Source organism: Rhizobium yanglingense, assembly GCF_977109285.1.
Map to the genome: position 1 here is coordinate 591,783 of NZ_CDSAWY010000004.1, position 13,199 is coordinate 604,981.

Consider the following 13,199-nt stretch of genomic DNA (forward strand, 5'->3'; position numbering starts at 1 on the left):
TCGGCGCTGCTGCCCCAGCAGCGAAATCCCGATTGCCCAGGCTTTATAATCGAGAGCCTCTGAATGATCCCTGAATAAAATACTTAGCCTTTGCGATTGCCATCAGCCGCTTTGCTGCGCAGCTGTCGCACCGCTCCGCTGTCCGTCACGCCGGTATCGCCGACAGGCTGTTCGTCTGCTCTTGTCGAGGAAGGTTCCAGCGCCGGAGCAGGCACGTGGTCGCGGTGAAAAATGACATCGCTCTGCGGCAGCGGGATATCGATCCCTTCTTCCTTGAAGCGTTTGAGGATGGCGATACGCAGGTTGTTCCTGACGTTCATGCCCTCGCCCATGTCGGCCAGCATGAAGCGCAGCTCGAAGTCCAGCGAATAGGCGCCGAAACGCAGGAACTCGACATGTGGCTCCGGATTGCGCAGGACGAATGGCGCCTCGTTGACCAGCTCCAGGAGGATATCCATGACCTTCTGCGGATCGGCGTCGTAGCTGACGGAAATGGGGATTTCCGAACGGCCGACCTTGTTGCGGTGTGTCCAGTTGCCGACCGCAGCATTGATGAGTTCGGAGTTCGGCACGATGATCGACTGCTTGCGGAAAGTCTCGATCTCCGTCGCACGCACGGAAATGCGCGTCACGATGCCTTCTGCCGTGCCCGAGACGACATGGTCACCGACCTTGAAGGGCCGTTCCACAAGCAGGATCAGGCCCGAAACGAAATTCGAGACAATGTTCTGCAGGCCGAAACCGATACCGACCGAAAGCGCCGAAGCAACAAGTGCCAGGTTCGAAAGGTCAATACCTGCCGCCGAAACGCCGATGATCGCTGCAACGGCGACGCCGAGATAACCGATGCCGGTCTTGACGGAATTGCGCACGCCGAGATCGACATGGCTTCGCGCCATGACGTTGCTGTCGAGCCATCGCTGAACCCAGCGGGTCAAGAAATAACCGCCGGCGAAAAGCAGAATACCGGTACAGATGCCGAGCAGCGAAATGCTGATCCCACCGAGGCGGACCTCCGTGAAAAGACGGTAGGCGATCAGCTGAAGATCCTGGATATGGAAGCCCCAGAGCAACAGGATCAGGGGAATGCCGGTCATGAGCGCAACGGCATAGATCGCAAGTCCCACGCCAAGGCCGACCTGATCGATCGCCACCGGCCCCATATTGAAGCGGCTCTTCAGGAAGCGGCCGATGAAGGTGTCGCCGAAGCTCTCCTGCTTGGAAATCGCCTTGCCCGAGAGCAGGCCGATATAGGTGGTCACGATGATCGCGCCGGTGATGATGAACTGCGTGGCGACGAAGCGGGCAAGACCGACATAGCCGGTCAGCGCGGTCACGATGAGACCTAGGCCGAGCAGGCGAAGGATGATCGCCATGCCGCGCGGCCAGTGGCGGCCTGGCGCATCGGGATCGCCGTCGTGCGCCAGCATCGGACGCCCGAAGGAGGCCGCGATCAGAATGAGACCGATAATCAGCGCCGCAATCAGGCTTCTGACGACGGTCAGAACCAGCGGTGAGCCCATCGCTTCGCTGACGCTGCCGAACAGGTAGTCGAGCGCATTGACGATCGCCATCGCCAGCAGGCAGGCGCCGATCGATTGCGCGCCGCGGTTGGAAAGGCGCACGAGGCGCCACTGCGGCTCCCGGGGAGCGAAGACGGCATTGCTGAAGCGGCCGACGAAATAGATCAGCCCGATCGCTCCGAAAAGAGCGGCGACCACAGGCGCAATATCCGGCCTCAACACGTTGAAACCATTGAGGAAAATATATGACGTCACCAGCACTGCGGCAAGCGCGAAGGTGCGGATCAGCGTCGACCAGAAGGCAATCGAGAGCCGGCTGATATAGGAAGGATTCTCGACGCCGTCGTCCCGCGTCAGGTAGCGGCCGAACATCCGGTAGCCGCCTGAAAGCATGACCAAGCCTGTCGCGAGCGACATGAAGATCGCGGCGAACATCGCGAATCGCTTGAACTTCCACACGAAACTCAGCCAGCTCGAAAGTGCCTGCCGGAACTCGCCAACCTCCTCGACAAAGGCCTTGGCCGCATCGTCGAGCACCGACACCGAAACCTCGGTGCGCCTCAGCAAAGTTGCAGCAAAAAGCCGCCGGCGGGTTTCAACTATTTCGTTCATCAGCTGGTTGATGGCGAGCGAGAGGTTTTCGGCATCGCCGGTCACGGCATTGACCTGCGCGCGCTCTGCCGTCAGCGCATTTCGCTCCTCGGTAACGATCTGCGCTTCCGGTGGCTGTCCCTCCTTCGGCGGATCGCCGAGCTCGGTGAGACGGCTCTTGATCTGATCGAAACGCGGGCGGAGATTGACGGAGGTCGTGAGAATGTGGCGTCCCAGTTCATCCACCTGCGCGGACAGGCTGACGAGGGTGTCGTCATTGTCGGCGTTCTGCTTCACGCCGTCCTGCAGGGACGCGAGCTTTGCCTTGGCCTTTTCGATCTCCTTGACTGCTTGATCGAGCCCCGTATCCGCAACGGGAGCCGGCGCCTCCGTCTGCGCCTGTGGTTGCGGCGGCTCCTGCGCAGCCGCAAAGCTGCCAGGCAGACCGGCAGCCGATACTGCAAGCATCAAGCAAAGAAACGTCCGGAGCAGAATGATTGTCAGCCGCAAAATGTCCCCGCAAGGATTCCGTTCATCAGTGAGGCCTGCTTCTTATAGCAAAGAAAGGCGACAGAAAGGCGGAAGTTGTTTTCGCCGCTCAGAAACCGGCGCCGGGCCCAGCAAGATAATCCAGTTCGGCCGCCGTCGAAACTCTTCCGATGATGGTGTTGCGGTGCGGAAACCTTCCGTAGGCAGCGATCACGTCGCGATGGCGAATGGCATAATCGAGATATTGCGCATCGCCAAGCGCCTGAAACAGCATCACCGACCGCTCCTGCTCCGCCATGTCCTCGGCATGCTCGAAAGGCAGGTAGAAGAATGTCCTGCATTCTTTCTCGACGACCTGATCGGCACCGGCATCGAGCGCCAGTTTCGCCTCGCGAAGCGCCAATCCGTCCGTCGCAAACGCAAGCGGCGTGTTCCGATAGATATTCCGCGGAAACTGATCGAGCACGACGACCGCGGCGAGCCGGTTCTGCGAGCTCGCATGCCAGGCGCCGATCACGCCGCCCGCCAGTGCCAGGTGCGTATCCCGGAAACGGTGCCGAATTTCCTCATCGAGCGAAAGCGTCGTTTCGAACCACTGCTCGCGGCTGCATTCCTCGAACCAGAAGGAATACACCTCCTCCGGCGTGCATATCTTGGCCACCGCTCCCCTCCCTGCGCCAGTCAATCGATGGAAAAGACCAGTATGGCCCGGGTGCCGCGATGGGCCGGGTCATAGGTCAACTCCGATTTGAGGCTTGCTGCCATCGCGGTCAATATCTTCGTGCCGAGGCCGGTGCCCTTCGCGGGGCTGGAATGGTCGAAGCCGGCGCCATCGTCCTCCACGACGAGACGCAACTGCTCGCCCGCTTGCTCGACGATGACCCTGATCTCGCCTTCAACACCTTCGTTATAGGCATATTTGAAAGCGTTGGTGACGAGTTCGCTGACGATGAGGCCAAGCGTGACGACCTTGTCGGTTGGCAGATCCATCGGCTGGGCGGTCAGAACGATCCGGTGCGGCCGCTTGTCGTCGCGAATGGAAGTCTCGAGTTCGCTCAAAAGGTTCTCGACATATTCGTCAAGCTGCACGGTGCCGATCTGGCGGCTGTTGTAGAGGCGCCGGTGGACACTCGCGATGGCGTTGATTCGCATCTGCGTTTCGTGCAGCGCGTCGATCGCCACCTGGTCCGTCGTCATCGACGACTGCATGCGGATCAGCGCTCCGACAAGTCCGAGGCTGTTTGCGATACGATGATTGACTTCGGCAAGCAGCATTTCGGCGCGGTCCCTCTGCTGGCGGATCACTTCTTGCGCATCAGCCGTCTCGCGCCGGTAGCGCGCCCGTTCCAGCCCTTGCTCCAGCGTCGCCGCAAGCAGATCGAAATAATCGGGGGAACTGCCCTTGAGAACATAATCGTCGGCGCCCGCCCTCAACGCCGCAACGGCAATGCCGGTGTCGTCGGAGGCGGTCGCATAGATCACCGGCGGATGATCCGCCAGCGCCATCAATTGCGGCAGGACATCGAGTCCGGTTTCCGTTTGCAGGAGATGGTCGATCACGACAGCATCGATGCCGCCTTCAGCAATCCGCTTCAATCCGGCCGCGCCGTCTCGCGCCCATTCCACCGCGAAACCATGGTGAGCGAGATTCTCCTTCAGCCGCAGCGCGAGCGTTTCGTCGTCATCGATGTAAAGGATGCGGATTTCGAGATCCGCATCATCAGCGGATTCACGCATTGGGCCTCCGGATTTTGCCAAGCAGCAGCGCAACTGCCCGGCGGCCGGGTCGCCTGCATTCGAATGTCGTATTGTATCGGCCATTGCGCGTATACGGCGGCAAAGCCTCTATCCCCCTGCAGACCTTCAATCGAAGGAAGTTCGCATTTGAAATCATGCCGGCAATGTGACCCCGCCCGCTGGAGACTCCGCGGGATAAAAAGATACTGCGAACGCAGAAAGATGCGCAAACCCGAAACTAAACGCAGCCGGACCGGAATGGTTCCATCGCCTTCACTTTTCTTGAAAGCGCTTGTGCTTGGAGACTTCCGCGCCGGCATCTGCAGGCAAACTGAAAAAGCGTAACGACGACACGATCCCCATCAGGCCGACCGCCAAAAAGGCCCAGCGGAAATCGATAAGCGCAGGCTCCGGCGCCGCGCGAAGCGCGGTTGAGATATTAAGCAGAGCCGCCGCAACAGCGACGCCGAGCAGCATGGCGGCCTGCTGGAGCATGCTTGATAATGTCGAGGCAGAGCTGCGCTGCGCCGGACTGATATCGGCGAAAGCAAGCGTGTTCAGCGCGGTAAACTCCATCGAGCGTGAAAGACCGGCCGCAAGCAGGATCGCGTAGATCACCGCCAGCGGCGTATCCGGCGTGAAAAAGCCGCACGCAATGATGCATAAAGCCGCAATCAGCCCATTCACGCAAAGAACATTGCGGAATCCGAACCGCGCAAGCAGCGGCGTGGTCACTGCTTTCATGCCGAGATTGCCGAGAAAATAAACCAGCAGGTATGTGCCCGCGGCAATCGAGTTCAAACCGAAGCCGAGCTGGAACAACAGCGGCAGCAGGAAGGGCGTGGCGTTGATCGCTACCCGGCAGGCCGTGCCCGCAGAGAGCGTCGAAATCGCAAAGCTCTGGACCTTGAACGCCGAGAGGTCGAGCAGCGGATTTTCCACCTTCAGGAAATGCCGGGTGGCCATGACGGAAAGCACGATGCCGGTTGCAAACATTGCAAGGACCAGAAGAAGACTGCCTTCCCGCTTCACGGAGAGCTCGAGCGCGGCAAGCACGAATGTCATTCCGGCACCGCTCAGGATGAAGCCCAGCACATCGAGACGACCCGGGTTCTCTTCGCGCTGCTCCGGCACGAAGCGCAGCACGAGCGCCATGCCGAGAAGGCCGATCGGAATATTGATCAGGAAGTTCCAGTGCCAGCTTGCATAGGTTGTGATGAAGCCGCCGAGCACCGGTCCGATGACCGGAGCCGTCAGCGCCGGCCAGGTGATGAGCGCGATCGCATTGACCAATTCAGACTTCGGCGCATTCTTCAAAACGATGATCCGTCCGACCGGCGTCATCAGCGCACTTCCGGCGCCCTGGATCGCACGCGCGACGATGAATTCCGTAAGACTGCCGGAAAGGCCGCAGAAGAGCGATGCCCCGGTGAAGACTCCAATCGACGCCAGGAATATCCGCCGCGCACCGAAACGGTCGCCAAGCCAGCCGGAAAGCGGGATGAAAGCCGACATGGTCAGCATGTAGACGGTGATGCCGATGCTCATCGAGACCGGCTGCACGCCGAAGCTCGCCGCCATCTGCGGCAACGAGGTCGCGACGATCGTGCCGTCGAGGATTTGCATGAAGAACGATACGGCGACGACCAGCGCAACGATCTTCGCCTGACCTGCGCTCGGCGCTTCGTCCGTTTTTTCACTCGTCTGTACTGTTGTCATCGATATGCCATTGTGCATTGGGGAGGAGAAGTGCGTATCGCCGCTGGGGACCGGGCAGGCAGGAATTCGGCACCCTGAATACGCTCCTTACGCGGCCGGGAAAAGTCAAAACGGTCCATGCCGCTTACAATTTCCGGTTTCCTGCGCGATCCTGTACGCATCAACGGCACAAATTGGCTTCACAAACGTTTGATGATGACCGGGGCGGCAGATTTCGCCGCGCCGGAATTCAACCGAGGATATTTCGATGACGCCGGAAGACCGCCGCGCCGTTTTCAGCCATCGCAAGATTGCAGCCATCGTCAAGGGAATGACACAGGAAGACGGAACTGACCTACCCATCACCGGCAAGTCGCTTGGCGAGGCGATCCTCTTCGTCTCCGAACAAGCGGCAACCGATGCGTCGGCCGTCCATATCATCTACGGTGAGCACGGTTCGCTAAGCTACACGGATTGCCTGAGCATCTACCGTGAATACGGAGCAGAGCTTCGCAGCGAATTGACGTAGACGGAAAGAGCAGTGCCCATTCGCATGGCAGCTATTCGCAACCGCATCTGCTCTCCGTAAGGTTTTTTTCGTATTCGGAAGACAACCGCCTCAAGTTCGATTCGAGAACATGTCCCCGACCCATTCGCCGCTCCGCGGAGTCCTCGTCGCATTCGCCGCCTATGCAGTCTTCGCTTTCAGCGATGCCTCGATCAAGATCCTTCACGGTGCGATTTCGTCTTACCAGGTGGCCTTCATCGGCTCGATCTTCGGCCTGGTCGTTTTGCCGGTGATCAAAGCGCGGGATGATTCCTGGCTCGATATCGTCCAGACATCGAACCGCATACTGTGGGCGCTTCGCTTCGTCTGCGGAGCGATCGGCGCGATCGCCTCGATCATCGCCTTCACAAAGCTGCCGATGGCGGAGGCCTTCTGTCTCCTCTTCCTGCTGCCCTCCTTCGTGACGATTCTCTCGGTCATCTTTCTTAAGGAAGACGTGCGCTGGCAGCGCTGGACGGCTGTCGTCGTCGGTTTCATCGGCGTGCTGATCGTGTTGAGGCCCGGCTTTCGCGAATTGTCGGCGGGCCATCTGGCGGCCGCAATCGGCGGCTTGAGCGCAGCTATTTCCATCGTCATCCTGCGGGCAATGGGGCCTGCCGAAAAGCGCATTTCGCTCTATGGCGCCGGGCTTCTCGGAACGCTGATCGTCAGCGGCCTTCTGATGCTCTCGGATATTGCCATTCCGACGCCGCGCGAGTGGCTCTTCATGGCGAGCTATGGCATTCTTGGGGCGATCGGCAACGTGCTTCTCATGACGGCGGCCCGCTTCGCGCCCGCAAACCTCGTCGCCCCGCCTCAGTACAGCCAGATGATCTGGGCAATCGTCTTCGGCTATCTCATCTTTGATGATACCATCGATCTCCCGATGGCCGCCGGCATCGTTTTGATCATCTGCTCGGGCTTGCTCACACTCGCCCGCGAACGCAAGCGCGGCACGCCGCTTCCGGCCGCCGTCGTCTCGGTGGACAATCAGGCCCCCGTCTCTGCAACGGCGGAGCTTGCAGAAGCCAACTTCGACGGCGTGGAACATCCTGCCGAATAGGCCCGCAGTGGCCATAGTCCGGCCCTCGCTCGCTGCTATTCGAAAGCCGGGACAGTCTTTAGCTCCTTCGGCAACGGAACAATCCGGAGAGGCGCTTGTTCCAGATAAAAGAGGGAGTTTTCATGACTGATGAACCCAAGGAATGCGGTGAGCCCGTCCCGCCGTCGCCCGCCGAGGAAGAAACGCGCCTACTGGCGGAGGAGCGCCGGAGCTGGCTGATCTGGACCTTCGGGATCGCCGGAGCAATCGTCGTTGTCATCATCATTGGCAGCATAGCCATTTCACCCGGTCCTGATCAGGCAACGACCGGCTCTACACGACCCCCGCCCCAGATCGAAGCGCCGGCACCTTAAATGGGCTGGTGCCGCTACATGAAAGCATTCTGGCTTTCATGTGCAGGCTTTCAGCTGTATGACGCGATGAAAATGAAAAGGAAGCCGATGGCCGCACGCGACCGTTTTTCGAAAAAGCTGACCTGCCCGCAATGCGGCAATACCGGCTTCGCCGAGGCCTCGGAGGACGACCACCCTTCGCGCAAGAATCCCGCGTTTCGTGTCGATCAGCTGCCCAAAGGCTTCTTCGAGCAAAAATCCTCGAATTTCCAGGAAACCTACATCATCCGCTGCGAATGCAGCCGCAAGTTTCCATTCCGCGCACTGACGGAAAAGACCGCCTGACCCGGCTCAGGCAAGGCCCAGCGGGATTACCGCAACCTTGCGGCTCGGACCATAATCACGCTCATGCGATGAAGAATAGCGGTCATTACGGCGAGCGCTGAAATCGATGCGGTTCGATTCGAAGATACCGTCGGGATAGGTGCCGGTGTCGTCGGTTTCGACTTCGGATTTGGCGGTAACGATTTTAAAGATCATGGGCTCCTCCGGTTCGCCGCCTTAACGGCCGACGGCACGCTTCCGTTCCGTCATATCCCCGAGATAGTTAAAAAATTAACCATACTTCGCGGACAGAGGACGAAATCAGGGGCCGCCGTTGGCCAAGCAAAGAGCCGCTGCCGCGAAGAGAGCAGTGCGTCTCTCCCTGCAAGGGATGTGGATTTACTTTCACCTTCCGTATTTCCCCCCCGCAAGGAAGTGGTATTCTTTACATGGATAAAACATAGGGGGAACTCATGCCACGCGTAGCAGAACTTTACTTCAAGACCGCAATCGTCTTCTTCATTATCGGGATCGCCATCGGTTTGAACATGGCCATTTCCCACGATCATACCGTCATCGGCGCCCATGCCCACTGTAATCTCTTGGGCTGGGTCAGCATGGCAATTTTCGGGGGGTATCATGCACTGAACCCGAAGAAAGCGGAACGCCGCATCGCTATGATCCAGTATTACATCTACACAGCGGGCCTTACGGTATTGGTCCCGGCGCTCTACATGATGCTGCGGGCGAATGCGGCCATGGAGCCGGTCGTCGCCGTTTCGTCACTGATCATCTTCGCCGGCGCTCTGCTCTTCGCCTTCATCATCTTCTCGCCGAAGGAACCGGCAATTACGCCGTCAGCAGCAACGCTTCGGTAGGATCAAGACTGAAACGCAAAAGCAAGGGGCAGCCCATGCTGCCTCCCACTTCGCCCAACATCTACCTTTTTTTCGAACCAGATGACAGCACGCGATGCGACGCGTCGTCCATAGCGCGGCTCGCTTCCTGGCCATCACGCTTTAGGCCCCAGGCCGTATTTCCGCAAGACGAAAGCAGCAGTGCCGCGAGGCAGGCGAAGGCGAGCATGGATTTCGGCATCGATTTCCCCTGATAGGAATTGGCAATGCCGTGAACATGTTACACAAAACGGCAAAATCAATGCCAATGGGTCGAACAACTCCGGTCTTCAGTCCCAAATCATGAATACGAAGATCGCCATTCGACGCGAAGGCCTCATCGGCGCAGCCACTTGAATGATGAACATCAGAAATTACTTATATAAATAGGCGTGCAGTGCACGCGGGAATGATGCTTAGCTAGGCATCATGCTGGGAGGTTGTTATGCCAAACACACTGATGGAAGGAAGAAAGATACAGGATTGGGTCAACCTGGTCCTGGCGGTATGCTTGTTCATCTCGCCATGGGTTGTCGGCTTTGCGGCTGAAGCCGCGCCGACCTGGAACGCATGGATCGTCGGCATCATTCTCGGCGCCCTGGCGATCACGGCGCTTTCGGCTTTCGCCGAATGGGAGGAATGGGCAAACCTGGTAGTCGGCCTGTGGTTGATTGCCTCGCCATGGGCGCTCGGCTTTGCGGCCAGCGCAGCAGCGATGTGGACGGCCGTCATCATGGGGGTGCTCGTCGCTGCGATATCGCTATGGGCAGTCTGGGATGTTCATCATCCGCACGCTCACGCCTAGGCGCTGGTAACAGCAGTCCGACTGGCCGAATGGCATGCATTAAGGCAGTGAGGCGGCGTACAGCAAAACAGCCGCCTTACGAAACGTTTGTTCGTTCTTACGGTTCTACTGAAAGCCCTGCGTCATAGGGAAAATGGTGGGTGATGTAGGGCTCGAACCTACGACCCGCTGATTAAGAGTCAGCTGCTCTACCAACTGAGCTAATCACCCGTTCGCGCTTGGCTGCGCGGTGTGACGGGGCGTATAAACAGGATCGCAGGCCTTGTCTAGCGCCCTGCGGAAAATTCTTTGATTAATTTCGAAGATTTTTCTGCATGGCTGAAATGGGAATGAAATCAAAGGTCGAGCGTACCCGTGGCAAGGCGCACCGCCTGCCCGCCGATCCGGGCATTGGAGATGGTGCCGGCCTCGACGTCGACATGCAGGTGGATGAAGGATGGCCGCCCCATCTCCACCCCCTGTTCAATCGTGATCGGATGATGGCCGTCCGGCAGCCGGTCGAAATGGTGGATCGCTCCCGAAAGTGCCGCGACTGCGGAGCCGGTTGCGGGATCCTCGGATATCCCCATGTCGCTTGCAAACATACGCGCGTGGAACTTCGCCGAATGGTTGACGCCGGCGCGGCAGTAGATGTAGGCCGAGGCCAGCGAACCGTCGACGAAGGGCACGGTCTTTTCAAAGAGCTGCGGATCGAATTCCAGCCGTTTTGCAACTCCGACATCGTGAACCGGCACGAGCAGGAAAGGAACGCCAGCGCTCCAGATCGAGGGCACGTGATTTTCGAAACCGATCTCCGTCACCTTGAGCGACAGCGCATTGGCGATGCCGAGCTTTTCGAGCGGCATATTGATCTGCTGCGATTTCCGCGGAAGATCGAATTCGGCAAAGCTCACCTCGCCCCGCCGCAGCCGGACCGCGCAGCGCACCGGCCCGACATTTTCCTCCAATACCGAAACGAGATCGAGCGTCATGTCGCGCCCGTGCGCCTCTTCGGCAAGGGCAATCGCCGTGCCGACGGTCGGGTGGCCGGCGAAGGGCAGTTCGCGGCCCGGCGTGAAAATCCTGAGCTTGGCTGTATAGGCTGGATTTGCCGAGGGGCGTACGAAGACTGTCTCGGAGAGATTAATCTCGCGGGCGATCGATTGCATCGCCTCCTCGCTGAGATCGTCGCCGTCGAAGATGACGGCCAGCGGATTCCCGGCGAGTTTGCGGTCGGTGAACACGTCATAGACGCTGTAGCTGCGCGCCACATCGGCCTCCTTAATCGGTCATCGAACCTGCAACCTGCCCGACCGGCGAAACGAGTGCAAGATATTAGCTCTCGTTTGTACTAGCGAAATACCAATCGATGATCGGAAGCATGGCGACGTTATAGGGATAGGCCGAGTGATCAGCAGAACGGATCGCAACCGCTCCGGCAATTTCCTTGTCCTCGGCAACGAGCATATGGGCCGCAATCCGCTCGATCATTTCGTCCGCAGCCAGGCCGAAACGGAACAGCCGGAACACGGTGACCGTGCGGCGGAAATGGCTCGCGTAGTAAGTGGTATCCGGCGTTGCATTGCGAAGTTCCATGCCTGTCTCCTCGAGCACTTCGCGGCGCATATTGCCCTCGAGGTCGCAACGGCCGCCGGCGATATCATCGAGGTCCAGCGAGCCAGCGGCGCAATAGACCTGACCGGCATTTGCCGTATGCGCGCCCATGCGCACGGCGATGATCGCGCCATCTGACGAGACCATGATGCCGAAGGCAAAAAGGTGGATGCCGCCGCGGCGCTCTGCCTGCTTGCGCCACCACAGAAAGGTGGAGAAGGGAATGATGTGACCCCTGCCCGCAATGCCGCCATCGTTCAACGCAAGCTGATGCTGAAACACCATACGACCATCGAAAAGCTCCGGTTTGGCCGATATCTCGCGCTTCCAGTTCTCGCTCGCGAGTGCTGCATTCTGCAGGTGATAAGGATGCTCGCCCGCCAGCACGCGAAGGTCGATGGAGGCGACAGGAAAAACAGTCTTCTCCGGCGGCCAGCCGCTAAGATCATCCGAAAATGCAAAACTCATGTCAAATCCAGTGTCATGACGACGGGGCAATGGTCGGAGGCTTTCGGCCGATCCCAGCCGGTGCGCGGATAGCGCTCGACTTCCTGGCCGGGCGGAAAGATAGTGCGGAAGGGCTGACCGTTGCGGATGATCTCCGGCATCCGGCCGGTGTTCGCTTGCGCAAGCGCCGGCGAGAGCCAGAGATAGTCGAGCTGGCAAAGCCATTGCTCTTCCGGTCCCCGCGCGTGGTAGAGCGTCCAGCGGTCGAGCGGATCGCGGCGGCGCGCGACATTCTCGGCAAAGCCGTCATGGCTGAACACGTCGAGCGCACTTTCGGTTTCGTCCGTGTGTTCGAAACGGTATCCGCTGCGACGCACGCCGATGACGTTGACGCGCTCCTGGTAGTCGTTCATGTCGCCGCAGATCACGAAATTCTTCCTGGCGGTATGTCCGGCACCGAAACGGCTCTCGACAATCCGGCGCACGGCCAGCGCCTCCGCCCGGCGGACAGGCATCGTTGCCTGCCGGCTGCTGACGCCGTTGGTGCGCGGCCCATCCATCGACTTGAAATGCACGACATAAAGCGTCAGCGCCACACCGCCGATCGAGAGATCGAGTTCCAGGCAGTCGCGCTTGAAGATCTTGTCGTCGATACGATTGGTGAGCGCCAATTGATCGTTGAACAGATCGAGCTCGCGATAGGTGAGCATCGCGTGGCTCTTGATCTCCTTCAGTTCGATCTTCTGGCCGTCGTGCGTTTCCTCCCGTACGAGGACCGCGACATCGATGCCGCGGCTGTCATTACCCTTGACGAGATACTTCTGCCGGTAGCCGGTTCCCACCATCCGGAAAAGATAGCCGTACTCGAAGGCCCGCAGTGCCCCCATGCTATCGATTTCCTGCAGGCAGAGAATGTCCGCATCGGCATCGGCGATCGCAAGCGCCGTCATCTGACGGGTATCGTCGGTCGAGGCGACGACCCGCGCTTGCTCGAGCTGCTGGTAGACGCCTTCGCTCTGTATCTCAAAAAGCTTGATGACGCGGTCCTGGCGCAGTTGGTTGCGAAAACCGGTAAAATCGAAACGCGTCATCAGGTTTTCGACGTTGAATGTGGCAATGCGAAGCGACATCGAACATTTCCGGTTGGCGTTATG

General features: G+C 59.2%; 15 protein-coding genes and 1 tRNA gene. 6 read left to right on the forward strand and 10 right to left on the reverse strand.

Features of this window, described 5'->3' with window-relative positions; translation table 11 throughout:
* Positions 1 to 83: 83 nt before the first annotated feature.
* The 4 genes from ACW4PC_RS07920 to ACW4PC_RS07935 form a co-directional block, all read right to left on the reverse strand.
* The gene (locus ACW4PC_RS07920) at positions 84 to 2,624 is read right to left on the reverse strand and encodes a mechanosensitive ion channel domain-containing protein (RefSeq protein ID WP_455873408.1); all 2,541 of its coding nucleotides are present in this window, start codon (positions 2,622 to 2,624) and stop codon (positions 84 to 86) included.
* Positions 2,625 to 2,712: 88 nt separating this feature from the next.
* The gene (locus ACW4PC_RS07925) at positions 2,713 to 3,264 is read right to left on the reverse strand and encodes a DUF924 family protein (protein WP_455873409.1); all 552 of its coding nucleotides are present in this window, start codon (positions 3,262 to 3,264) and stop codon (positions 2,713 to 2,715) included.
* A gap of 20 nt (positions 3,265 to 3,284) precedes the next feature.
* Positions 3,285 to 4,340 carry a sensor histidine kinase gene (locus tag ACW4PC_RS07930; RefSeq protein ID WP_455873410.1) on the reverse strand — a complete coding sequence of 352 codons (1,056 nt, stop codon included), beginning with the start codon at positions 4,338 to 4,340 and terminating at the stop codon, positions 3,285 to 3,287.
* A 273-nt stretch (positions 4,341 to 4,613) separates the two neighbouring features.
* Complete coding sequence (locus ACW4PC_RS07935) at positions 4,614 to 6,059, reverse strand: DHA2 family efflux MFS transporter permease subunit (RefSeq protein WP_455873411.1); 1,446 nt, start codon at positions 6,057 to 6,059, stop codon at positions 4,614 to 4,616.
* A 247-nt stretch (positions 6,060 to 6,306) separates the two neighbouring features.
* Between ACW4PC_RS07935 and ACW4PC_RS07940 the strand changes: the two genes are divergently transcribed.
* The 4 genes from ACW4PC_RS07940 (at position 6,307) to ACW4PC_RS07955 (ending at position 8,325) form a co-directional block, all read left to right on the forward strand.
* Positions 6,307 to 6,567, forward strand: coding sequence for a hypothetical protein (locus ACW4PC_RS07940; RefSeq protein ID WP_039845259.1), 261 nt, complete (start codon positions 6,307 to 6,309; stop codon positions 6,565 to 6,567).
* Between the two features lie 109 nt (positions 6,568 to 6,676).
* On the forward strand, positions 6,677 to 7,648 hold the full coding sequence (locus ACW4PC_RS07945; protein ID WP_455873412.1) for a DMT family transporter: 972 nt from the start codon (positions 6,677 to 6,679) through the stop codon (positions 7,646 to 7,648).
* A gap of 122 nt (positions 7,649 to 7,770) precedes the next feature.
* The gene (locus tag ACW4PC_RS07950; RefSeq protein WP_455873413.1) at positions 7,771 to 8,001 is read left to right on the forward strand and encodes a hypothetical protein; all 231 of its coding nucleotides are present in this window, start codon (positions 7,771 to 7,773) and stop codon (positions 7,999 to 8,001) included.
* A gap of 87 nt (positions 8,002 to 8,088) precedes the next feature.
* The gene (locus ACW4PC_RS07955) at positions 8,089 to 8,325 is read left to right on the forward strand and encodes a hypothetical protein (protein ID WP_039846821.1); all 237 of its coding nucleotides are present in this window, start codon (positions 8,089 to 8,091) and stop codon (positions 8,323 to 8,325) included.
* Positions 8,326 to 8,331: 6 nt separating this feature from the next.
* Here the strand turns inward: ACW4PC_RS07955 and ACW4PC_RS07960 are convergent, their stop codons facing one another.
* Positions 8,332 to 8,520, reverse strand: a complete 189-nt coding sequence (locus tag ACW4PC_RS07960; RefSeq protein ID WP_455873414.1) for a hypothetical protein — start codon at positions 8,518 to 8,520, stop codon at positions 8,332 to 8,334.
* Positions 8,521 to 8,777: 257 nt separating this feature from the next.
* Between ACW4PC_RS07960 and ACW4PC_RS07965 the strand changes: the two genes are divergently transcribed.
* Positions 8,778 to 9,182 (forward strand): hypothetical protein, encoded by a 405-nt coding sequence (locus ACW4PC_RS07965; protein ID WP_455873415.1) that lies wholly within the window; start codon positions 8,778 to 8,780, stop codon positions 9,180 to 9,182.
* Positions 9,183 to 9,243: 61 nt separating this feature from the next.
* On the opposite strand, the gene ACW4PC_RS07970 is transcribed toward ACW4PC_RS07965, so the two are convergent.
* Positions 9,244 to 9,402 (reverse strand): entericidin, encoded by a 159-nt coding sequence (locus tag ACW4PC_RS07970; protein WP_455873416.1) that lies wholly within the window; start codon positions 9,400 to 9,402, stop codon positions 9,244 to 9,246.
* 243 nt (positions 9,403 to 9,645) lie between these two features.
* Here ACW4PC_RS07970 and ACW4PC_RS07975 point away from each other — a divergent pair, with 243 nt between their 5' ends.
* Positions 9,646 to 10,005: an SPW repeat protein gene (locus tag ACW4PC_RS07975; protein WP_022714913.1), complete on the forward strand. Its 360-nt coding sequence runs from the start codon at positions 9,646 to 9,648 to the stop codon at positions 10,003 to 10,005.
* 134 nt (positions 10,006 to 10,139) lie between these two features.
* Here ACW4PC_RS07975 and ACW4PC_RS07980 read toward each other — a convergent pair.
* From ACW4PC_RS07980 to ACW4PC_RS07995, 4 genes are all read right to left on the reverse strand, one after another.
* Positions 10,140 to 10,215: transfer RNA gene (locus tag ACW4PC_RS07980), tRNA-Lys, on the reverse strand.
* A gap of 125 nt (positions 10,216 to 10,340) precedes the next feature.
* Positions 10,341 to 11,255: a PhzF family phenazine biosynthesis protein gene (locus ACW4PC_RS07985; RefSeq protein WP_039845266.1), complete on the reverse strand. Its 915-nt coding sequence runs from the start codon at positions 11,253 to 11,255 to the stop codon at positions 10,341 to 10,343.
* A 64-nt stretch (positions 11,256 to 11,319) separates the two neighbouring features.
* A complete protein-coding gene (locus tag ACW4PC_RS07990; RefSeq protein ID WP_455873417.1) occupies positions 11,320 to 12,066 on the reverse strand; it encodes an NUDIX hydrolase in 747 nt (248 codons plus the stop codon).
* Positions 12,063 to 13,175, reverse strand: coding sequence for an endonuclease/exonuclease/phosphatase family protein (locus ACW4PC_RS07995; RefSeq protein ID WP_455873418.1), 1,113 nt, complete (start codon positions 13,173 to 13,175; stop codon positions 12,063 to 12,065). Before ACW4PC_RS07995 ends, ACW4PC_RS07990 begins: the two co-directional genes overlap by 4 nt.
* Positions 13,176 to 13,199: the final 24 nt, after the last annotated feature.